Source organism: Lysobacter sp. Soil_N_51, assembly GCF_057655755.1.
Genome location: NZ_JBDGLR010000007.1, coordinates 59,739 through 79,773, shown reverse-complemented (window position 1 = coordinate 79,773; position 20,035 = coordinate 59,739). Strand labels below are relative to the sequence as shown.

The following is a 20,035-nucleotide window of genomic DNA, read 5'->3' as shown; positions in this document are numbered from 1 at the left end:
CCCGCTCATGATGGGCATCATCATCTGGCTGGTCGTCGGCGGCATCATCGGCTGGATCGCCAGCTTGTTGATGCGCACCGACGGACAGCAAGGCATCTTCCTCAATATCGTCGTCGGCATCGTCGGCGCCTTTATCGGCGGCTGGCTCGGCTCGCTGCTCGGCATGGGCGGTTCGGACATCAACGACGGCAATTTCAGCCTCGGCGGCCTGATCGTGTCGCTGCTCGGCGCCATCGTGCTGCTCGGCATCGTCAACCTGTTCCGCCGCGGACGCGTGCGCTGATGCGTTGACGCTCACACCGCACCGAGCCAGCCCGTATCCGCTTTCTGGAGAAAGTAATGCATACACCGCAAGAGCTCGAAACCAAGCTGTGGAAGTCGCTGCAGTCCGACCGCACCCTGATGCTGGGCCTGCACGGTGTCGACGAAGGCCACACCCGGCCGATGACCGCCAACGTCGAAGACGGCAGCCGCATCATCTGGTTCTTCACCTCGACCGATAACGCCCTGGTGCAGGCGGTGAAGCCCGGCAGCCGCGCGATCGCCGCGTTTGCGTCCAAGGGCCACGACCTGTTCGCCAGCCTGTCCGGACGCCTGACCGTGGATACCGACCGTGCAGTGATCGAGCGTCTGTGGAATCCCTTCATCGCCGCCTGGTACGAGGGCGGCAAGACCGATCCGAAACTCGCGCTGCTGCGCCTGGACGCGGAGCATGCGGAAATCTGGCTCAACGAGAACAATCTGCTGGCCGGGGTCAAGATGCTGCTCGGCATCGACCCGAAGAAAAGCTACGAGGACAAGGTCGCGAACGTCGATCTTCGCTGAGTTCGCAGGCTTACCCGCAGTCACCGACCCCGCAGTCACCGACACCCGCCGAATGGCGGGTGTCGCGTATCCGACCTACTCTGCCCGCAGCTTGTCGACCATGCGCTGGTAATCGCGCCGGTACTGCTTGCCCAACTTGAGCTTGTCGCCCGCGCCGATCAGCTTGCCCGACACCTGGAAGAACTTGGTCTCTTCTTCCTTGAGATGGTGGTGGACCTTCTTCGACAGCTTGCGCATGGTGTTCATCCAGCCGCGATCGCCGGGCGGACGCTCGCGCAAATCCTCGACCAGCTCGTCCAGTTCGTGATGCTCGTGCAAGGCATGCCGCGACGAGTCCAAGCCGGCGTCGTTCATCAGCATCGGCACGTACAGATAGCGTTCTTCGGCGGCCTCGTGCGCGGCGAGTTCGACGCGCAACGCGGTGAACAGTTCCTGTCGTCCCTCGCCGGGCTTGGAACGCAGCAGTTTCCTGCACAGCGAGCGTTGCACTTCGTGGCTTTCACGCAGCGCATCGTAAATGGTGTCGGGCATGGCGGGCTCCTGGGCTGGCTGAGGCGAGCATCGCCTGCCGAACGTGGCGACACCGTGAGCCCACGCGGCGAGACCGCATGCCTCGCGCAATCGCCGCGCCCCGCGAACGCGACCGGCGTCAGCTGTATTCGTAACCCATTCGCCGCTCCGCCGCGCGGCCGCGCAGGATCAGGCGGAACAACGGTCCGGTCAGCACGGTCGACAACACCGCCAGGGTGACCAGCGCGGCGAACGCGTACTCCGACAACAAACCCTTGTCGCGAAGAATGGTGGCCGCGACGATTTCCATCAGCCCCTTGCATTGCAGCAGCGCGCCGATCGCCAGCGCCTGCCTGCGGCTGAAACGCGGCGACGGCGGGCACAGCACCAGCGCGGCCAGCTTCGCCAGCACCGACAAGGCCAACAGCGCGAACGCCGCCTGCAGCGAAGCCCAGCCCAGCGCATCGCCGTCGATGCGCAGGCCGCTGTGACCGAAGAACAGCGGCGCCAGACCGATCAGCGCGAACTGGCCCATGCCGTGCAACGGCAGCCGCCGCGTCCAACTCGGCGGAATGATCGCGCCGGCGAAATACGCGCCGAGTAAGGCATGCAGCCCCAGTTGCGAACTCGACCAGGCGCAGGCCGCCAGCGCGACCGGCAGGGCCAGCCACACCAGCGCGATCGGCGGCGTGGCGCCGCGACGCTCGGCCATCACGCCGAACCCGGCGAGCACCAGCGGCAGCGCGATCGCCACGCCGTCCAGGCCCGACCAGCCGGCCAGACCGTCGCCGCCGTCGGCGAGCAGCAACAGGGCGGCCAGACCGATCCACAGCACCGCATCGTCGACCACGGCGATGGCGACCGCGGTCTGGGTCAAGGGGCGATGCAGCGCACCGAGCTCGCGCACGATCCCGATCAACACCGGCAAGGCACTGACCGCCACGCACAGACCGATCGCGACCGCGCCGAGCCAACCCGGCGCGCGCGGCGCGGCCCAGCCCGGCAGGCCGATGAAATGCCAGTACGCGGCGACGGTGCCGACCAGGAACGGCAGCACCAGCGCGAGCGCGGCGCTGAGGGTGAAACGCGACAGCGACAGCGTGCTGCGTCGCGGTCCCGATTCGCGGCCAGGCTCAGTGTCGGATCGGGAATCGAATCGTGAACCGGATTCGGGCGTCGGCGCGGCCGGGCTGTGGCGCGTCTCCAGGCCGGCGGTGAACGCGAGCAGCAGCACGCCGACCCAGCCGATCTGATCGCCGATCTTCGACGGCACGCCCAGGCCCGCGGGCAGCCAGCCGGTCGCGGCCAGCACCAGACCGATCACGATCGGCACCACCGCCAGCGGTATCGAGCGCCCGAGCGCGCGCCAGATCCCCCACGACAGCAGAATGAAGATCAGGGCATCGGCCAAGGCGGCGAGGATGGGCTGCATGCGCGGCATGATATCGGCGTTGGCCGCGGGTGGCAGTCATGCGCCGGATTCGACAATCGCCGCCGCGTCGTGCGTGCGCCGCGCCTCGTGCTCGACCCGAGCACGGTCGCGAACGCGCCCGCTCCGCACCCTGCCGGACGCGCAGGCACGGGCCGCAAAACCTGCGGCGATGCCACCGCCGCGCCGGCGCTGACGGCGACAGCGACGCCGGTCACAGCGGTGGATCGTTGACGACCTTCCAAGCCGCGCGCCTGAGGTTTACGCTCTGCCCGAGCGAATGGTCGCCGGCCGTCTGGCCGACGACCGGGCGCCGCCGAAGGGGCCGGGGGCGAGACGCATCGCACCTGCCGGACACGCTGCATCGCCATAAGGGGATTCGCCATGAAGACGCGAAACACGATCGTCAGCGCCGGGGTCGCGTTGCTCTCGGCGGGATGGCTGTTTCCGATGTGGCTGGGGGTCTCGACCTGCCTGTCGTTCTGGACCAAGGAAGTCTGGCCGACCCTGCTTAAAGAACCTTACCCCGGCAATTCGTTTCCCTTCCTCGCGTTCGCCGGCGATTGCTTCGCCTGGGGTTTCGCCTGGCTCGGCGTGGTCGTCGTGTTCTGGTCGTATGTCGGTTTTTCGGCGTTCCTGCGGCTGGGCGAAGCTCGCGCCTAGCGTCCCAATACCCACACAGCTGCATCCCGGAGGCCCATGGCCATCAGGAACTCAGGCTGGACCATCTCGGCGGTGAACTCGAACGGCTGGCCTTGCCAGCTCACCTGCATCCGTCAGGTCGACGTCACCACCCTGCCCGACGGCAGCGAACAGATCAGGCAGCTGTCGCTGCAGATTCGCGATACCCGCGGCGTGGTGCTGCGGCCCAAATCGGCCGGCGTGTACGTCAACGATTTCGAAGCGGTGACCTACTGGTCGATGGATGTGCATGCGCCCTAGCTGCGTCGATCCGCAAGGCCGACGCCGCGATCGCCAGATGGGTTGAGCCAGGCCGGACGGCCGGTTCCGCCGCGCTTGCGTTGCGCTAGAGTTCACCGCGCGCCGACCGCTGCTGAGCCGCGCGCGGCCGCATGCGCCTTCGCTCGCGGCAACCGAACTCCGCTCGAGGTGGCATGTCGTTCAAACGCTCCGCGTGGCTGATCCTGCGCTCGTTGCTGGCCATGAGCGCGGCGGTGTTCGCGCTGGTATCGGTCAACCTCATCGGCGGCACGCTGGCATCGTGGCTGGGTTTTCCGCCGGGCGGCACCGGCCGACTGGGCTGGGATCTGGCCTGGGCGATCGCCGGCGGAATCAGCGCGATCGCGACCGCGACCTGCTGCGCGCCGGCGGCGCCGCGACGCCATGCGCTGGTCTGTTTCGCGGCCTTGCTGATCGCCGCCGTCTACGCGGTGGCGCAACTGGGCGACGACTTTCCGCCATGGTTCTGCGTTGGCCTGCTGTTGAGCCTGCCGCTGCAAGGCTGGCTTGGAATGAAGTGGGCGCTGCAACTGAAAGATCGAACGACGCTGCCTGCGCGCCCGCGGCATCCTCGACAAGACAATGCATAAGCGATTCGCGGCCATCGTCAGGGCAACGGCGCCACGCCCATCCCTCGTTTCGATCCATCTGGATCGATGCTTCATCGTCCATGGCGCTGTCGACGAAATAACGGTTCATCCGCTGAAATATCGGTATTTGCGCTAGGCCGGCAAGAACGCGGGCATTCGCGCCCGCGCCTTTCATCGCCGCTTCGCCCCGGACATCCACGCCGCGCGCGCACTCAACTCTGGTGGATCTCGATCCCGCCGTCGAAGCCATTGCCCTGCGCGCCCGGGAAGGTGACCGGCGCCGCGCCGAGCACCGCGCCGCCGGCGACGTTGCCGACGGGCAAGGCCTGGCGGCCGTTCATGGCCGGCGGCAACGCCGGCCGCACGAAACCCGGCGGGAAGGCCGGCACCGCCAGACGCGGGTAATTGCCGATATTCGCCGCGGCGACCTGAGTCGACACATTGACCGGCTTGGCGATCCGCACCGCGCGCCACTGGATGCGGATGAACTCCGGCGCGTACGAATACAGATTCTGATTGTTGGTCGTCGCCGGGTGCGAGAACGGACTCGCCGAAGCTTGCACGCTGTAGTAGACGCCGTACCACGCGTCGCGCTGGCCGCTGGTCTCGTATTGATAACTCGCCGCGAGATAGGCGTCGATATAGCTTTCGACCGTCGCATGGTTGGAGTTGGCCACGCCGGTGAGCGGCACCAGGTTGTTCCACGAACCGCCCGGACCGCCCCAGCGTCCGTTGACCAGATGGCCGCGAATCCATGCGTAAGTGCCGTCCTGCACGAACGCGATCGGCGGCCCGCCAACAAGCAGGCGATCCCACGGCGCGCCCGTCGCGGTCGGGACATTGCTGCCCTGCTGTCCCGGCATGATCAGATCCGGTCCGAGCAACGCCGACGCGCAGGTTCCGGCGAAGTTGGCGATCTGCCGGACCGCCAGCGCGCCGGCCTGATACAGCGTGGTGGTGAAGATCGGCTGGTTGGTGCTCCAGTGCGGATTGCCGGGCGCGCCGGTGTAGATGATTCTGCTCATGCGGATTGCCTGCCGGGTCGTGGCGCGGTGGGTGGGTCCGGTCGTGGAATCGACGACCGCAGACGCCGTGCGTATCGACACTTCGACGACGGATGCGAATCCGCGATCGCGCAACGGCTTGCCCGGGATAACGCGCGGACCGATGGGCTTGTGAAGCGCGAATCGGAGCGCCGCGCCGAACGCGAACGATCAGCGCAACGGCGCTAGGCACCTCCAGCGCGACATGGCACGATCGCGCCGATGACCCGCCCGTCCACCGAAGCCGTCCACCTGCGCGATCTCACGCGGCTGCGTCGCGTCCGCGACCGGATCGACCGCGACTACGCGCAGCCGCTGGACGTCGAAGCGCTCGCCAGCGGCGTGGGCATGTCGGCCGGGCATCTGAGCCGCCAGTTCCGCATCGCCTACGGCGAGTCGCCCTATTCCTATCTGATGACCCGGCGCATCGAACGCGCGATGGCGCTGCTCGATCGCGGCGATCTCAGCGTCACCGAGGTCTGCTTCGAAGTCGGTTGCTCATCGCTGGGCACTTTCAGCACCCGCTTCACCGAACTGGTCGGGGTGCCGCCCAGCGTCTACAAACAGCGGGCGGAACGCGCGAGCGAGGGGCTGCCGCCGTGCGTGGCGAAGCAGGTGGCGCGACCGATCAGGAATCGAGAAGCGCCCGGCGGCGGCTCGACCTAGCATGACGTCTCGCCCCACCACTCCCAGGACGATTGCCATGGACATCAGCATTCACGCGAGTTTTCTCCCCCACAACGACGCCGACGCCGCGCTGGCGTTCTACCGCGACACCCTCGGTTTCGAGGTCCGCAAGGACGTCGCCTTCGGCGGCATGCGCTGGATCACGGTCGGACCGGTCAACCAGCCGGCCACCTCGATCGTGCTGCACCCGCCGGCGGCCAGCCCCGGCATCACCGACGAGGAGCGCCGCACCATCGCCGAGATGATGGCCAAGGGCACCTACGCGATCATCACGCTCGCCACGCCCGACCTCGACGGCGCGTTCGCCCGCTTGCAGGCCGGCGGCGCCGAGATCGTCCAGGAGCCGATCGATCAGCCCTACGGCGTGCGCGACTGCGCGGTGCGCGATCCCTCGGGCAACTTGATTCGTATCAACCAGCTGCGCTGAAGTTTGCTTATGTGGGTGGGGCTTCAGCCCCGACGCTTTTGTCCAAGATCGCGATGCGGCCGGTTTCAGGCCCAATGCAAAACAACCTGGTCTGATCGGAAAGCGTCGGGGCTGAAGCCCCTCCCACAAAAAGCCTCGAGGCTTCGCGCCACCGTCGGTGCAGGCATCGGCGCTGCCATCGGCGGCACCAGCAGCACCGGGACTCAAAACGCCGGCAATACCGCGCCGCGGTACTTCTTGCTGATGAACGGCGTCAACCAGCAGGCGGCCGCCGCTGGGACGCTCCAGGCCGTTGATCATCCGGATCAGAGTGGATTTGCCGGCGCCCGAATGGCCGAGCTCTGGTTGCTATCCGATGCCGGGTTCCGCCGAAGCCGAAAAAGCGCGCATTCCTGCACGAGTCGAGGCCCGGTCCGAACCGGCGGTCGAACCGGTGGCCAACGCTGGCGGCGGCCTCGATGGCGGCCTTCGACTCGCCGCGTTTCGCGCGCGGCCTGTCCATGACGTCGCCTCCACAACGGCGCCGCCGCCGCGCCGATCCATTGACATGCCGACGCGCCCGGCGAATGCTCGCACAGCCATCGGGCGCCCCACACAAGGAACTGTCAGTCCCCGAACCACGCCCGATCGCAGCCGTTCCTATCAATCGACAAGGAGAGTACGAGTGATGAACACATTGACCCGCCGCACGTTGTTGTTCACAGCCGTGGCCCTGTTCGGGTTTTCGGCCACGGTGGCCGCCGCATGCCGGGACCGCTGGTGCACGACCAATTACTACGCCTGCCTGACCAACGCGAACGCCGACGGCGTGGTGACCTACCCCGAGCGCCAGCATTGCGTCGACGAATGGAGCAATTGCCTGATCGCCAACGGCTGCCAACCGCCGTAAGCCGAACGCGGTACAGCGTCCCGTTGAGGGGACGTGCAACCAAGGCCGGCGAAAGCCGGCCTTTTGCGTTTTCGGTGCCGAAGCTTCGACGCGATCGCGCTGGCGACCGTGCGAACTCGTTGCGTATTCGTATCGTCCGCCTTGATGGGACCACCTGCCCGGCTTGCATGCCCTGATTGCAAACCACCAACGCGTGCGCGCAAGGGCGATCCAAGCGGTGATCTCGCCGTGATCGCTTGCGTTCGGGCCCGGCAGACAATCGCCTTCCGTATAGGCTTACCGACAGTCGAATAATTCGAATGGACACGACGACCATGACTGAAACGACGCTCGATTGGACCGGGCCCGATCTGCTGGATGCCACCGAGGTCCGGCGCGTGGACGGCGATCTGTTGGTCCTCGACGCCGCCGGCGGCCTTTCATGCATCGACCTGGACTCCGGCGCGATCGCCTTGCTGGGCACGGTGAGTTTGCGCGAGCAGGCCAGCGACGATGACGGCCGATACGGCGTCGCCTCGCGATGGCGGCTGCACGCGTCCGCCGACGGCACGTTCGCGGCGATCGTCTTCGATGGCGGAAGCGACGGCTTGGTGATCGATCTCGACGATTTCAGGATCACGCTGGAGCTCGACGGCGGCAGCTATTACCCGGACACGGTTGCGTTCTCGCTGTGCTTCCTGTCGCTGCGCGGCGCCGCTGTCGTGGTCCACCGCACCGCCTGGAATCGCCTCGACGCATCGGACCCGCGCACCGGCGCCCTGCTGACGCAACGCGGGCCGACCACCTACGTCGACGGCAAGGCGCCGCCGCATTACCTCGATTATTTCCACGGGCGGCTGCAGCCCAATCCCTCCGGATCGCTCCTGTTCGACGACGGCTGGGCCTGGCAACCGGTCGGCATCCCGCGCGTGTTCGATGCCGCGGCCTGGTTGACCGACAATGTCTGGGAGTCCGAAGACGGGCCGTCGGTGCTGGCGCTCACCTACTCGGACGACTGGAATTTTCCGGCCTGCTGGATCGACGACGACCGCGTCGTGCTGGGCCACATGAGCAAGTGGAACGACGAGGAATTCGCCAGCGACCCGGCACCACCCGGTGTATGCATCATCGACCTGAGCCAGCCGGGCGCTACGTCCGACCGAAAACTGCCGATGAGCGCCGCGCCGCAAGCGCTGTTCTCCGATGGCCGATCGATTTTCGCCGCGCATGCGCCAGACACTTCGGTCTGGTCGGTGGATAGCGGCGATTGCACGCGGGTGCTGGCGGGGTTTCAGGCCACGCACCACCACCGGCACCGTCAGGAATTGCTGGAAGTGACGCCCCGGCGGATCAGGCGCGCGCCGATCGCGTGAGCGTTCCGGCGGCGCGGGATCGCGTTGGCGCGAGCCCCGCTCATCTTCAATCAGACCGATACGACCAGCCGCGATCCTCGCCGCATTGCCGGCAATCAGTCCTTTCCGAACGTTTCGTCGATCTTGTCGATGGCGGCCAAGGTTCCGGCTTCCAGGCTGGCCTCCTGGACCTCGCGCACCGTCCAGGTCGCTCCGCAGTGGGCACAGGCGATGATGTCGTCCGGATGTGGATCCTGCGGCTGGATGAGTTGTTCGCTGCCGCAATCGCCGCATCGGTAGTGAGTGATGGTGGTTTCCATGCTGATGTCCCCTTGGTCGTGGTCGAAAGCGATCGGTCGTGTTCGGACCAGGCAAACGCGGCTGCGTCGTAAAGCTCGCGCCAATGCCCGCTCCGGCGTAACGGAACAAACCGTCGTATCCACGCACACAGTTGCGCTTCGCGCCATGTACGCGACGTCGTCGCCATGCGAAGACGGGCTTAACAAGCCGCGCAACGGCGACGTGGGACTGTCTCTAAAAGCGCGCATCGGCCGATGCCCGACAAAGCCCACGACGCCGCTCACCCGTGCGGCGCGGGGACAGGAATCACCGTCGGCTTATCGCCGCTCCTCATTGCCACCGGCAATCGCCGATGACTGCGCAAACGCCGTCGTCACCAAGTCCGCCGATCAGTAATCGGCCTGAACCGACGCTTCCAACGGCACGTCATGCGACTTCAGCCAGGCCACGATGGCGCGCCGTTCGGCTAGCGCGCGTTCGTTGAGCGCGTTGCGCGGAAACTTGAAGTAATACGACTGGAACGACGCGCCGCGCGAATTGTTCGCCAACGGATTCGCGCCACGTTCGAGCAGCAGCAACAGCGCGGCGCCGGCATTGGTGCGCGCCGCCACATGCAGCGCGGTGTCGCCGTTGCGATCGACCTGATTAGGATCGGCGCCGGCATCGAGCAATATCCGCAACTGGGTCGGGTTGCCGCCCAGCAAGGCCGATTCCAGCGGCGTGGCATCGGTCTGGGCGTTGCGCACGTCCGGCTTGCCGCCGTGGGCCAGCACGATACGCAGCAACTCGGGATCGTCGGCGAACGCGGCCAGATGCACCGGGGTCTTGCCGTCGGGGCCGGCGCGATTCGGGTCCGCGCCGCCTTCGAGCAAGGCGCGCGCGCTGTCCGCATGCCCCTGCGCGATCGCCAGCATCAGCAGGGTCGTGCCGTCGGCGCCCGGCGTGTCCGGCGCGACGCTCTGCAACTGGCGGCGAATCTCGGCGGCGTCGCCGCTGCGCACGGCATCGGCCAAGGGCGCAAGCGTCGGACTGGCGAACGGTTCATTGCTCATGGCGGACCGTGTGCATGCTGGAAGACCGATGACCCAAAGGCCGATAAGAACAGCCGCACGATAGCGCATACCCGCGCGCCGCAGCATCGCCGCGGCGCCGGGATCGCGACGAAGCGTTGCGATGCGCGCGAACGCCGGGATCAACGCCCGGTCAGCCAGCCGACGACGTCAGAGCCGGTCTGCACGACGGCACCGGCGCCGTCGGCCAGGATTTCCACGCCCTGTCCGGCGATATCGGAACCGGCCTGAGCGAGATCGCCGCTGCCGGAAATAGCGCCGGACAGCAGATCGCCGAGCGGACCGCCGACGTTGTCGTCGACCGTCTGCGCCAACACCTCGGTGGTGCGGTTGGCGGTATCGCCGAACGAATTCCACGCGCCCTCGCCCAGGTCGCCGACGATGCTGAAGCCGCCTTGCAGGTAGTCGCCGTTCTTGAAGTCGGTATCGATCACGTCGCCGACGTCGGCAATCAGATCGTGGGTGTTGATCGCGAAATCGTCCTTGAGCGGATCGGGCACCAGGTTCTGCAGGTCCTTGCCGAAGTCGGACGGATTTTCGTAACCCGCCTGCCACGGCTGTTGCTCGATCATCGCCGAGGTCAGCACGTTGGGGTTGTGGCTCAAGGCGCTGTAGGCCAGATCGCCGACGCCGTTGATAAACGGCACCGGGCTGTGGCGGGCGGCTTCGCCGACGGCGTTCAAGGCCGCCAGCGCGGCCGGCGGCAGATTCGGAAACTCGACCGCGCTGGCGCGCGCCAACAAGGTGTGCTCGCTGATCGGACCGGGCTCGACCACGATGCTGGTGCCCAGCGCATCGGGCGCGAGCAGGCCGAGCGGGCCGCCCTCCTGGGTCTGGGTCAGCAGATCGGAATCGAGCGAATAAGCGCGGATTTGCCCGCCCTCGGCGATGTCGCGCGCCGTTTGCGGATCGGCGAAACCCATGCGCTCCAGCGTATTGGGATGGATGCCCGAGGCATCGAACGTCACCGCCGGAATGCCGGTGGCCAGCGAGCCGACGGTGGCCAGGCCGCCGCCCTGCGAATGCCCGGTGATCGCCAGATTGCTCGACGCGCCATCGGCGCCGGGCTCGCCGAACACCGCCGCGAATTCGGTCGCGGTGTTGACCGCGGTCTCGCTGAACTTGTCCGCGGGGTCGGTCTTGAAACCGGTGCCCTGCTCGAAGTTGTTCATCCAGTCGTCCGCGCCCTCGGCGGTGCCGCGATAGGACAGAACGAAGTTGCCGGCGCCGTCTTGATAGATTTCGGCGCGGTATTCCTGCGAATTGGTCGCGACCGCGTCGTTGGCGCCGAGGAACTGCAAGCGCCAGGCCTGCGGGTCCTGGATGCCGCGCGCAGTGAGGTCCTGATCGCTCACCGCGTTCCAGCCCGGCGGCGGATCGCCGCGCGTGCCGTACACCGCGGTCGCCAGCTGCGACATGGTCACGTCGAAGGGCTGCGCCTGGGTCCCGCCGACGGTTTGCGCCAGCGTGCTGCCGGGCGGCAAGGCATACGGACCACCCTGGCTCTGCGGCGGCGCGCTCGGGGCCGGGAACTGCGGGTGATAGGACGGCTCGAGCCGATACGGCCCCGGCAGCGGCCCGGTCGGCGGTTGCGCCGGCGTGGCGGTGGTCGGCGGCGGCGGTGGCTGCCAATAGCGGGCCGCACCGGCGTCGTTGACGGGAGAGATGCCCATGGCCCCAGACTCCGCAGCATGCAAGATCGTTTGGACTCTAACCCCGTGCCACGCCGAAACAACTGGGGGGTGCCCTAGGGCGTGGGCGCTCGGCGCCGAATGTCGCGCCGGTCCGCAGGGTATGAGACGCGGATCGTCACCCGAGTCTCGCCGCCCCTGTCGGGCTCACGCGACCTCAGACGCGGGCTGAGCGATGCGCCTCTCCGTGACGACCGCCCTGCACCCAACATCCATGCCATTGATTTATATCGCTATAAATCCCTGCATCTGCACAACTGCTCACGCACTCCCCGGATAGAAACACGCTGTGCCAGCCGAAGGCGGCCCATCCGGCCTGTACCGAACCTTCCACCGGGCCAGGCACAAGTGCCGGCCACACCGGGTGCCGCCGTCAATAGCGTATGGTGCGTTGATGATGCATCAATTTCTCACGGCGAACCGAGCCGAGCTGATCGCTCGCTGTCGCGAGAAGGTGGCCCAGCGCGGCGCGCCGGGCGCCAACGAGGACGAACTCGCGCACGGGATCAGCAAGTTTCTCGATCAATTGATCAAGACCTTGATCGTGGAGACGAGCGCGACGCCGATGCAGAGCCGACAGGTCTCCGGGCCCTCGGGCGGCGGCAAGCCCAATCTTTCCGAGATCGGCGAATCCGCCACCCAGCACGGTCGCGAACTGCAGTTGCACGGCTTCACCGCTGAGCAGGTGGTGCATGACTACGGCGATCTGTGCCAGGCCATTTCGGATCTGGCGGTCGAGCGCGGCCAGGCCATCGAGGTGGATGAATTCAGAACCCTCAATCGTTGCCTGGACAACGCCATTGCCAGCGCGGTCACCGAGTTCGGCTACCAGCGCGATTTCGTCGTCGCCGACAAGCAGGCGATGCACTTGAACGAGCGGCTGGGATTTTTCGCCCATGAGCTGCGCAATCAACTTTGCACCGCGACGCTCGCGCTTTCGATCATCAAGGAAGGCAACGTCGGTCTGTCCGGCGCGACCGGCGGGGTACTCGATCGCGCGCTGCTGGGCCTGGGCAACCTGATCGACCGTTCATTGGCCGAGGTACGCATGCAGGCCGGCATGCCGATTCAGCACCGTCTGTTCTCACTGGCCGACTTCATCGCCGAACTCAAGCTGTCCGCATCGTTGGAAGCGCAGGTTTCCGGATGCACGCTGACGGTATCGGACGTGGATCCGCTGCTGGCGGTGGACGTGGATCGCGATTTGCTGTTGTCCGCCGCGGGCAACCTGCTGCAGAACGCCTTCAAGTTCACTCATCCGCGCAGCGAAGTGATCCTCAACGCTTATGCGTTGGCGGACCGCATCTTGATCGACGTGCAGGATCACTGCGGCGGACTGCCGCCCGGATTGGCCGAGGAAATGTTCGTTCCGTTTACCCAAGGCTCCGACAATCGCAGCGGACTGGGATTGGGGCTGTCCATCGCACGGCGCAGCGTCGAAGCCAACAGCGGAACGCTCAGCGCCCGCAACAAGCCGGGCTCGGGCTGCATTTTCACCATCGATTTGCCGCGGCACTCGCTGCCCGAGAAACACATCGCTGCCTGAGACGCAACGGCGTCTGTGTGATCCGCATAGAGGAGACGGCCTCAGTATCTGGAACGCTCCGAAGGCCAAGCCCGTCTCTTCGCCGCCGCGGGTGCTTCATTGCCGTTAGCGCGAGCCAATCGACATCGCTTCGAAGACTGCCGCCACCATCGAAAAACCAAGCGGCATGTCTCCCGCTTTCGCGTTCTTGCCAACTCTCGCGGCGAGTTTTCCGGTATTCGCAGCCCATGGGGCGTCAGGTCGATTCAGAGCGATGCGTCGCGCCCTCACGCCCAGAACTTTGGCTCCGCACGCCCATTTGGCAATAAGCGGTCAGGTACGAACGTCAACGAACGCGGGCAACAAAAAAGCCCCGGCCAGGGGCTTTTGTGGGTCACGCGAACTGTAGCTGCATCGAGAACGAATGCGTGGTGCCGGAGCCGGCTCCGCATAAACCACCTATCTACTTGATTATTTTGATATTAATCAAGAACAATCGGTCAACATGCCCCCATAAATGCCCCCAAGTGCGCTCCGATGCAAGGCACTAGCAGCAGCTAGAAACATAGCATTTCTTCTCGCCCTGCTTATAAGCATCTAACCAAACGCAGGTTCAGGTGGCTGCGCCGCGCGCATTGCAAGCAAACGGCATCGATCAATCTGCGCACTTGGTGCGCCCCGACCGTTTCAGCCAGCGCTTCCAGTCTGGCGCCACGTAATGCCGCTGCACCGCTGGTCGATGTTCGCACCGGCCGCTCCTATGCACTACCAAGCCGGCCCTCAGCGGTTCGCATGGAGTGGACTCAAGCAACAGGGCATCACCGACTCAAAAAGGGCGACAAGCAAGCCAGTCTGGTCTAAGTGAAAGCATGCTTAAGCAGTAGGATCACCAAATGCCCAATGTTGAGCCAACAGCGGGCACAGGAAATCAGACTACACTAAGCAACTCGCTCCATTTCGTTCTTTATTACAATTGCTTCTCTAAGCAAATTTCGTGCGCGTCCTGCTTGCGATCGGGCCTCCATCGGCTCAATTTCCATCTCCAACTTATAGTCCGCTTTAACTCTCGCCTTGCGACTAGCTTCGGCAGCGACCGCAACGGCATATACCCGACGCTTTAGCGAATTGAGCCGGGCATGGAGCCCTGTAACCTGCCATTCAAAAAGCCGCCCGATCAGTTCTTCATGCGTGATATGAGACGCATCCTTACGCTCCCTGGCTGTACCAGGCAAATACTCAGCTATGGGCAAATACGCATGAAAAATCGCGTAATAAGCCCGACTGATTGATGCTCGCAAATGCGCCTCATCGCATTTACTCTCTGACCATTGTGTAGCGAACTCACAAAGCTCCCTTGGTTCAATGGGCATCCGGTGCCTCTTCGCCGAAGACGATTTTCCCGTTTGTCACGACCTTCGCCTCGCCAACTACGATGATCGACAACAATCCATTGGCTAACCCATCAAAAGATTTTTCAGCCATAGCCATATACAGATCCCACTCCAGATCTGACGCGCTTTCAACCGAGTTCGGGCATTCAAGAGAGTAGAGCAAGCTCATGCTGAAATCGGACTCGGGGATTTCCTCCACACCCACTACAAGGGCCGCCGAACCACGATCTCTTAGGTACTGCCGAGCGAACACAACTGGCTCAGCAACTTGACTCTCGTTGAAGTCCTTCCACCGCAAAGACTCGAAAAACGAAGTAAGTGGAGTCTGTGTTGGATGCCCAAGGCGGTTCAAGTCTTCATCGAGTTCACGCGCGGAAGTTATCCAGCCCGATGCCGAAAGCACGTTTTGCACACGCTTCAGCATACTGGGATTATTCCGAAGGTTCGGATAATTGGCATCAAACAAAGACTTGATCTTGAAGCCTTGGTCTGTTGCATCGAGCACCGCCAGATGGAGTCCAAGCGTGTCGAGTTTGTTCTCAGATGATGCAATTGCGCGCTCGAATAGAGCGTCGGCTTCAGCATATTTGCCTACTGCAGCCTCCAAGATCGCACAAACCTGAAGGGATTCGCCCTTATCCGCATTCGCCAAATCCCTAGCCTGTCGGCGTAACCGGCTAAGGTCCAAATCGTTTGGCCGCGCCAAAATCGCATCAAACGCTGCGTTGGCGAGGTCTTTGAAATTTGTGGCTGGCACCGGCTTTAAAGCCAAGTTGCACCGTTCCTGGAATGAGGGCTACATAGCCACGCTGATGAACTGTATCCGCGGCGCTGACCATACCGCGTTTGACCTGATCGATACTATCCGCCTCAAGTCACACAACGTGAAACGCGAACGCTTGGTTTTTTAGGACAATGTTCAGGAAAATACAGTTAGTGCGAGCCGGCGCACGGCTAAGCTATTGATTTTAATGTGACTTCCGGGCAGGAATCGCATCTGGGAACACCGGCTTGGAAGGTCGGTCGACCCTACCGAGAACTCGATGACTTTGCCCACTTAAGCTTCAAGAACTAGGCACATGGAGCCTGAACCGTCGGTGGGCGACCGCGTATATTTTGGGAGTCGAAGCCGGGATGCAAGCCCGATGGTGCCGCCCGGGGAACCGGATCGACTCAGCACTCATCAATAGCGTTTAGGCCGCCTCTCACCGCTTTAGATGGTCACCACCGAACGACAACTCTCGTCAAACCTTTCCCAGGCCCGCCTGACATTCCGCTGGGTTCTGTCGGAGCTTCTTCCGCAGCAAAATTCAGGTCGTTGAGGCAGGCAATTAGGCGATCGACCTGTCGCGGATGGACGCCTGAGATCACCACCTCATGCCTGCCCAGCATGATCGCATCGGGCACTCTGGGGGTCGCCCACAGGGCAAGATCTACGACATCTGCCCCGTGCTTCTCTCGCAGCGCCAGAATCAATTCAGCCAGCTTGGCTGCGTCCTTTCCAGTTGCCACAGTCGGTTCCTCTCGGCGAGTACATCTCATCGTCGCAGATCGCAAATTACGTTGCCGAGGCCGTCGCTCTGGTCGGCGCCCGTGCGTGGCTCAAGTATGGACTTCGGCAATGTGCTGCAGCGGGTGCTCGACACCCACCCGACCGATTGATAGCTCGGGGAGCACCCGTCATGGCAGTCTAACGAACCGAAGGTGTTCTTTCGCCGATTCCGCGAGCCGGTCGCATGCTTCAGCCATGGTCGCGCACTGCGGGCGCAGGCCCTCGCCGAATGGCGTGTGGCCAAGGCGATCACCGCCTAAATACCAGCAGCGACGCCGCTTGGGTTGGAAGGCATAGGCGACGAGCTCGCGGTCTTCAAACCTGACCTCTATGACGGTTCGGCCATCAGCTAGCTTCATTGCTGCCCATTTGTACCCCGCTGGCAGTCGCGGCAGCCAGTGATCGTCCATGCCATTAGCTTTGGAAGATCGTCGTAGAGCCCAGGTGAAAAAGCGCTCATCAAGGCGTATCTACTGTGTCGCACTAACCGCGGCCTTAGCCGAGTTCTAACGACCGTGCTTGAATCGATCGAGCATGGAGTGCGGTGCGACCGGACGTCGCCTGGCCTTGGGCGCTTCGGACACAATCCGGCCGGAATACTTTGTCACCCACCCAGCCATCCACCGAACCGCCTCTGTCTCGTCGCGCATGTTCACCCACCGGCCAACGCCGAAATGGCGCCGGTAGACGCCGGTGCAGACTTCCCAGCCCTCGGCGCGCTTGCGCGGAAGCGCTACCGCCACCCAGACCTCGCGCTCGAGCACGATGATGTGTGCGTCCTTGAAGTCGGTATGGGCCGAGTTGGCCCATTCGAAGCGATCGGGCAGCGGGTTGTGCAGCGCGGGATCCATGCGCGGCATGGTAGGCCCGGAATTCTCACAGGCTGCGACCGGCCGTCGCGACCGGTGAATCGTTCAGTGCTGGCGGGGTGCCGTCCCGGGCATCCCTATCGCACGGTGGGACTACCCTTGCGGGTCCGCGCCGCCAGCTGGCACAGCATGCCGCTCCGCGCAGGGAACGGAATCAGACGCGTCCGAATTTGAACGCAATGAAGCAAGTTGCGCCTGACGACTCCGCTGACCGCAGCAGCTGATTGTGCTGTGACGCTTTTTTCGCGCCTTCGGCGTGCCACGCATACGGTCATAACGCCCTATGCAGCGAAGATCAAAACTGGAAGATTGGGTGACCGCGCTCCAAGAAGTTGATGACATGAGCTGTCACGCTCACCGGAACGCGCAGAGCCTGACCATGACTAATCAGACATCATCTTGGACTGCATCAGAGATCGCGCTGTTGCACGAGTTGTATCCGCACGTAGACACCCGAGAGGTGTGCAGACGGATCGGACGTCCATTCCACGCCACACGTCAGAAGGCGAGGCAACTGGATATCCGAAAGACGCCCGCCTACTTCGCAAGCGCTTTATCAGGTAGATTCCGGGCAGGGCAAAAGACACCAAAGGAAAAAAACCCTAATCCACCGCTCGCAGTAGGCACTGAAGTTATGAGAAAAAATTGCCTGTTGCGAAAAGTTAGCAGCACCGGGGATCGCTGGGTCGATTGGAGATATGTACACCGCATTGTTTGGGAGCAAGCAAACGGGCCGATCCCAAAAGGACATTGCATCATCTTTAGGGACGGAAACAAAACGAACCTAGCTCTCGCAAATCTTGCACTGGTAACCCAGGCAGAGCGGAATCGTATTGCCGGTGCGATTTACCAGTCTTACCCGAAAGAGCTGAGGCAGGCTATACGAGGTCTGTCGAGGCTTAAAAAGAAGATCACGGAGCAGCGATGAAGAACAAGATCGAGGACCTACGCAATCACTTGTTCGCGGTGATCGAGGCTCTAGCTGATCCAGACAATCCGATGGAGATCGATCGGGCAATCGCGATAGCGAACGTCGCACAAGTGCTCATCAACTCTGCCAAGGTCGAAGTCGAGTTCATGCGTGTCACTGACAGCGTGCGCGGCTCGGGCTTCATTCCTTCAGACGCGACTATCGTCACAGGCCGAGCAGCAATTGAGCGCAGTCATCTTTCTCAAGCAACGACTGTTCCAGTAGCTGATTATCCCGCATCTGATTCTAGAAATGAATAAAAGTTCGGCGGGGCGCCCATAGCATGTCAGGCCATCAAATTGAAACGTCACTGCAAAAAATAATCATTCATCAGCATCACCCTCATCAGCATCGTCCTCAAATACTCCAAGCAAAGGAATAATCGGCGGGGGAAGAGACGCCTTTTTGAAGGTGTCGTACACGTGCTGACGCCAGAAGGGCCATGAAATGAGAGGCAGGCTCTTTTCCATAAACTCATCTGGAAGCTGACTAAGGTCAGGCAGTTTCGGCGACTCTATGACGAAATCTACAGCGAACGTGGCTACAAGGCCATGCAAAACCAACGGCTCGTCAGAATCATCGTCAGACGGAACAGTCGACCTAATGCCGTATGTGACTAATGCCCGTAAGACTCGTAACGGATCTTCGCCTTCAGCCTTCAAGAGAAGCTCTTGAAGTGCGATCTTTCGAAATGACTGAGGTGTCATCCTGCCTTGGTGCAAACCGGGCAGATAATCAGCCTCTCGCGTAAACGTTGACTCCCATAAACAGATGTCGCCAATCGACAAACTCTTTGCGAGGCCCTGAAGGTCAGAACTCGCCCCCTCATACTTCTCAGTGGAGGACACGGGCGAACCCCTTCTCAGACGTCTTCCAGAGCGGGCCCTCAGTCTGATCGCGGCCCTCCTCAGAAGGCTTCTCTGTAGCAGACGGGCCCGGCTGAAAAATCGCTCCAATCGCGAGGAGATGAGACAACGGATAAACATGACGGCAAATGTTTGACCGAACTATCTCGGAATCTTTTTTCAACCTTCCTGTCACCCACTCAGTCATAGCGTTCTGCGGGCTGGCTGGAGCTTTTGCAGTGAAAACCACGCCAGACCGTCTCGTAAGTCGCTCACGGACCTCTTGGATCTCATCCGCCATTCGAATCAACTCGTCCATCGCTTGAGTCTGAATGACCTCTCCGCGTTCGTATTTGGAGAAGGCATTTTTTCCGCCACCGAACGCTTTCGCAGCATCATGTTGAGTGAGTTGCCAGCGATCTCGGAAGTCTTTTATCTCAGCACATGACAACAACCCAAGGCCAGTTGAGCGCTTTTTCGCGTCAGCGAATCTAACTTCATTTCGTTTCGCTTGCGGGACAAGTACAAGCTCCTCTCCGCACTCAGCGCACACTGAGTACTCGAACTCCTCTATCGACAGCTCTTGGCTGCCAAATGGGAATTTAAGTTGCTTTGAGCGCTCTTCGAGCACGCCCACGCTACATATCGGGCAAATATTCATCGTTTGATGATGTCGGAGACATGGAAGGAATGGACGATAAGGGAGCCGTCCGAAATGCTGATACGGAGCTTTATATAAAGCTCCCTCAGTCCCGATTTTGGGCATCTTCGCTTCGCCAGATACACGTCCCACTCCGTTAGAACGTCGGGCTTCGTCTCGTACACAACTGTTTCGTGAAATTCGCTTTCATCCAACGTGCGAATACAGTCCAGAGCTTTCTTTCGGTCGAACTGAAGGAGCAGGTACTCTTTAGTCGCCTTAGATGTGAAGACGACTTCGCCGCTCTTGACAATCGCCTCTACTTCCCTGAGTTCGTATAGTGAGGCGGGAGGAGCCACTAATCAACCATCCTGGTTAGTTGGATATCGCAACTTTGGCGAGCACTTCACAACAACAGTCAGTGGACGTTTACGGACGTTTGGACCTGGCTTTAACGTAAAAACGCTGAAGCAGCGGCATACCGGACATCC

At 62.7% G+C, this 20,035-nt stretch carries 24 protein-coding genes and 1 pseudogene; 12 read left to right on the top strand and 13 right to left on the bottom strand.

What is annotated here, in order from left to right:
• Positions 1-10 precede the first annotated feature (10 nt).
• The gene (locus tag AC3A4T_RS14525; RefSeq protein WP_036109670.1) at positions 11-283 is read left to right on the top strand and encodes a GlsB/YeaQ/YmgE family stress response membrane protein; all 273 of its coding nucleotides are present in this window, start codon (positions 11-13) and stop codon (positions 281-283) included.
• Between the two features lie 56 nt (positions 284-339).
• Positions 340-825, top strand: coding sequence for a pyridoxamine 5'-phosphate oxidase family protein (locus tag AC3A4T_RS14520; RefSeq protein WP_057921408.1), 486 nt, complete (start codon positions 340-342; stop codon positions 823-825).
• A gap of 75 nt (positions 826-900) precedes the next feature.
• On the opposite strand, the gene AC3A4T_RS14515 is transcribed toward AC3A4T_RS14520, so the two are convergent.
• A complete protein-coding gene (locus tag AC3A4T_RS14515) occupies positions 901-1,356 on the bottom strand; it encodes a hemerythrin domain-containing protein (protein ID WP_487676028.1) in 456 nt (151 codons plus the stop codon).
• Between the two features lie 118 nt (positions 1,357-1,474).
• Positions 1,475-2,767 (bottom strand): cation:proton antiporter, encoded by a 1,293-nt coding sequence (locus AC3A4T_RS14510; RefSeq protein WP_487676027.1) that lies wholly within the window; start codon positions 2,765-2,767, stop codon positions 1,475-1,477.
• 381 nt (positions 2,768-3,148) lie between these two features.
• On the opposite strand from AC3A4T_RS14510, the gene AC3A4T_RS14505 reads away from it, so the two are divergent.
• The 3 genes from AC3A4T_RS14505 to AC3A4T_RS14495 all read left to right on the top strand — a co-directional run bounded on the left by AC3A4T_RS14505 (position 3,149) and on the right by AC3A4T_RS14495 (position 4,314).
• Positions 3,149-3,427 carry a hypothetical protein gene (locus tag AC3A4T_RS14505; protein ID WP_487676026.1) on the top strand — a complete coding sequence of 93 codons (279 nt, stop codon included), beginning with the start codon at positions 3,149-3,151 and terminating at the stop codon, positions 3,425-3,427.
• Between the two features lie 36 nt (positions 3,428-3,463).
• Positions 3,464-3,706, top strand: coding sequence for a hypothetical protein (locus tag AC3A4T_RS14500; protein WP_056108135.1), 243 nt, complete (start codon positions 3,464-3,466; stop codon positions 3,704-3,706).
• A gap of 173 nt (positions 3,707-3,879) precedes the next feature.
• Positions 3,880-4,314 (top strand): hypothetical protein, encoded by a 435-nt coding sequence (locus tag AC3A4T_RS14495; protein WP_487676025.1) that lies wholly within the window; start codon positions 3,880-3,882, stop codon positions 4,312-4,314.
• Between the two features lie 212 nt (positions 4,315-4,526).
• Here AC3A4T_RS14495 and AC3A4T_RS14490 read toward each other — a convergent pair whose 3' ends face one another.
• Entirely contained in the window at positions 4,527-5,339 is an 813-nt protein-coding gene (locus AC3A4T_RS14490) for a hypothetical protein (RefSeq protein ID WP_487676024.1), read from the bottom strand.
• 240 nt (positions 5,340-5,579) lie between these two features.
• Between AC3A4T_RS14490 and AC3A4T_RS14485 the strand changes: the two genes are divergently transcribed.
• Both AC3A4T_RS14485 and AC3A4T_RS14480 read left to right on the top strand, forming a co-directional pair.
• Positions 5,580-6,023 (top strand): helix-turn-helix transcriptional regulator, encoded by a 444-nt coding sequence (locus AC3A4T_RS14485; RefSeq protein ID WP_487676023.1) that lies wholly within the window; start codon positions 5,580-5,582, stop codon positions 6,021-6,023.
• 37 nt (positions 6,024-6,060) lie between these two features.
• Complete coding sequence (locus AC3A4T_RS14480) at positions 6,061-6,471, top strand: VOC family protein (protein ID WP_487676022.1); 411 nt, start codon at positions 6,061-6,063, stop codon at positions 6,469-6,471.
• 252 nt (positions 6,472-6,723) lie between these two features.
• Here the strand turns inward: AC3A4T_RS14480 and AC3A4T_RS14475 are convergent.
• A pseudogene (locus tag AC3A4T_RS14475) lies at positions 6,724-6,810 on the bottom strand (ATP-binding cassette domain-containing protein); the annotation flags it as partial.
• 328 nt (positions 6,811-7,138) lie between these two features.
• On the opposite strand from AC3A4T_RS14475, the gene AC3A4T_RS14470 reads away from it, so the two are divergent.
• Complete coding sequence (locus AC3A4T_RS14470; protein WP_487676021.1) at positions 7,139-7,360, top strand: hypothetical protein; 222 nt, start codon at positions 7,139-7,141, stop codon at positions 7,358-7,360.
• Between the two features lie 314 nt (positions 7,361-7,674).
• Positions 7,675-8,712 carry a hypothetical protein gene (locus tag AC3A4T_RS14465; RefSeq protein ID WP_487676020.1) on the top strand — a complete coding sequence of 346 codons (1,038 nt, stop codon included), beginning with the start codon at positions 7,675-7,677 and terminating at the stop codon, positions 8,710-8,712.
• Positions 8,713-8,807: 95 nt separating this feature from the next.
• Here AC3A4T_RS14465 and AC3A4T_RS14460 read toward each other — a convergent pair whose 3' ends face one another.
• The 3 genes from AC3A4T_RS14460 to AC3A4T_RS14450 form a co-directional block, all read right to left on the bottom strand.
• Positions 8,808-9,011: a hypothetical protein gene (locus tag AC3A4T_RS14460; protein ID WP_487676019.1), complete on the bottom strand. Its 204-nt coding sequence runs from the start codon at positions 9,009-9,011 to the stop codon at positions 8,808-8,810.
• A 369-nt stretch (positions 9,012-9,380) separates the two neighbouring features.
• Positions 9,381-10,043: an ankyrin repeat domain-containing protein gene (locus AC3A4T_RS14455; RefSeq protein WP_487676018.1), complete on the bottom strand. Its 663-nt coding sequence runs from the start codon at positions 10,041-10,043 to the stop codon at positions 9,381-9,383.
• 140 nt (positions 10,044-10,183) lie between these two features.
• Positions 10,184-11,734: a Tle-like phospholipase domain-containing protein gene (locus tag AC3A4T_RS14450; protein WP_487676017.1), complete on the bottom strand. Its 1,551-nt coding sequence runs from the start codon at positions 11,732-11,734 to the stop codon at positions 10,184-10,186.
• Between the two features lie 415 nt (positions 11,735-12,149).
• Here AC3A4T_RS14450 and AC3A4T_RS14445 point away from each other — a divergent pair, with 415 nt between their 5' ends.
• Complete coding sequence (locus AC3A4T_RS14445) at positions 12,150-13,298, top strand: sensor histidine kinase (protein ID WP_487676016.1); 1,149 nt, start codon at positions 12,150-12,152, stop codon at positions 13,296-13,298.
• A gap of 917 nt (positions 13,299-14,215) precedes the next feature.
• Here the strand turns inward: AC3A4T_RS14445 and AC3A4T_RS14440 are convergent.
• The 3 genes from AC3A4T_RS14440 to AC3A4T_RS14430 all read right to left on the bottom strand — a co-directional run bounded on the left by AC3A4T_RS14440 (position 14,216) and on the right by AC3A4T_RS14430 (position 17,071).
• A complete protein-coding gene (locus tag AC3A4T_RS14440; RefSeq protein WP_487676015.1) occupies positions 14,216-14,647 on the bottom strand; it encodes a hypothetical protein in 432 nt (143 codons plus the stop codon).
• Positions 14,637-15,440, bottom strand: a complete 804-nt coding sequence (locus AC3A4T_RS14435) for a hypothetical protein (RefSeq protein ID WP_487676014.1) — start codon at positions 15,438-15,440, stop codon at positions 14,637-14,639. The genes AC3A4T_RS14440 and AC3A4T_RS14435 overlap by 11 nt, the downstream gene beginning before the upstream one ends.
• 1,286 nt (positions 15,441-16,726) lie before the next feature.
• Positions 16,727-17,071, bottom strand: coding sequence for a hypothetical protein (locus tag AC3A4T_RS14430; RefSeq protein ID WP_487676013.1), 345 nt, complete (start codon positions 17,069-17,071; stop codon positions 16,727-16,729).
• A 301-nt stretch (positions 17,072-17,372) separates the two neighbouring features.
• Here AC3A4T_RS14430 and AC3A4T_RS14425 point away from each other — a divergent pair, with 301 nt between their 5' ends.
• Both AC3A4T_RS14425 and AC3A4T_RS14420 read left to right on the top strand, forming a co-directional pair.
• The gene (locus AC3A4T_RS14425; protein WP_487676012.1) at positions 17,373-18,017 is read left to right on the top strand and encodes an HNH endonuclease signature motif containing protein; all 645 of its coding nucleotides are present in this window, start codon (positions 17,373-17,375) and stop codon (positions 18,015-18,017) included.
• Entirely contained in the window at positions 18,014-18,319 is a 306-nt protein-coding gene (locus AC3A4T_RS14420; protein WP_487676011.1) for a hypothetical protein, read from the top strand. Before AC3A4T_RS14425 ends, AC3A4T_RS14420 begins: the two co-directional genes overlap by 4 nt.
• A gap of 63 nt (positions 18,320-18,382) precedes the next feature.
• Here the strand turns inward: AC3A4T_RS14420 and AC3A4T_RS14415 are convergent, their stop codons facing one another.
• From AC3A4T_RS14415 to AC3A4T_RS14405, 3 genes are read right to left on the bottom strand one after another with little or no spacing between them, the layout of a single operon-like run.
• On the bottom strand, positions 18,383-18,907 hold the full coding sequence (locus AC3A4T_RS14415) for a hypothetical protein (RefSeq protein ID WP_487676010.1): 525 nt from the start codon (positions 18,905-18,907) through the stop codon (positions 18,383-18,385).
• A complete protein-coding gene (locus AC3A4T_RS14410; protein ID WP_487676009.1) occupies positions 18,894-19,565 on the bottom strand; it encodes a type II toxin-antitoxin system MqsA family antitoxin in 672 nt (223 codons plus the stop codon). Before AC3A4T_RS14410 ends, AC3A4T_RS14415 begins: the two co-directional genes overlap by 14 nt.
• The gene (locus AC3A4T_RS14405; RefSeq protein ID WP_487676008.1) at positions 19,562-19,903 is read right to left on the bottom strand and encodes a type II toxin-antitoxin system MqsR family toxin; all 342 of its coding nucleotides are present in this window, start codon (positions 19,901-19,903) and stop codon (positions 19,562-19,564) included. The genes AC3A4T_RS14410 and AC3A4T_RS14405 overlap by 4 nt, the downstream gene beginning before the upstream one ends.
• Positions 19,904-20,035 lie beyond the last annotated feature (132 nt).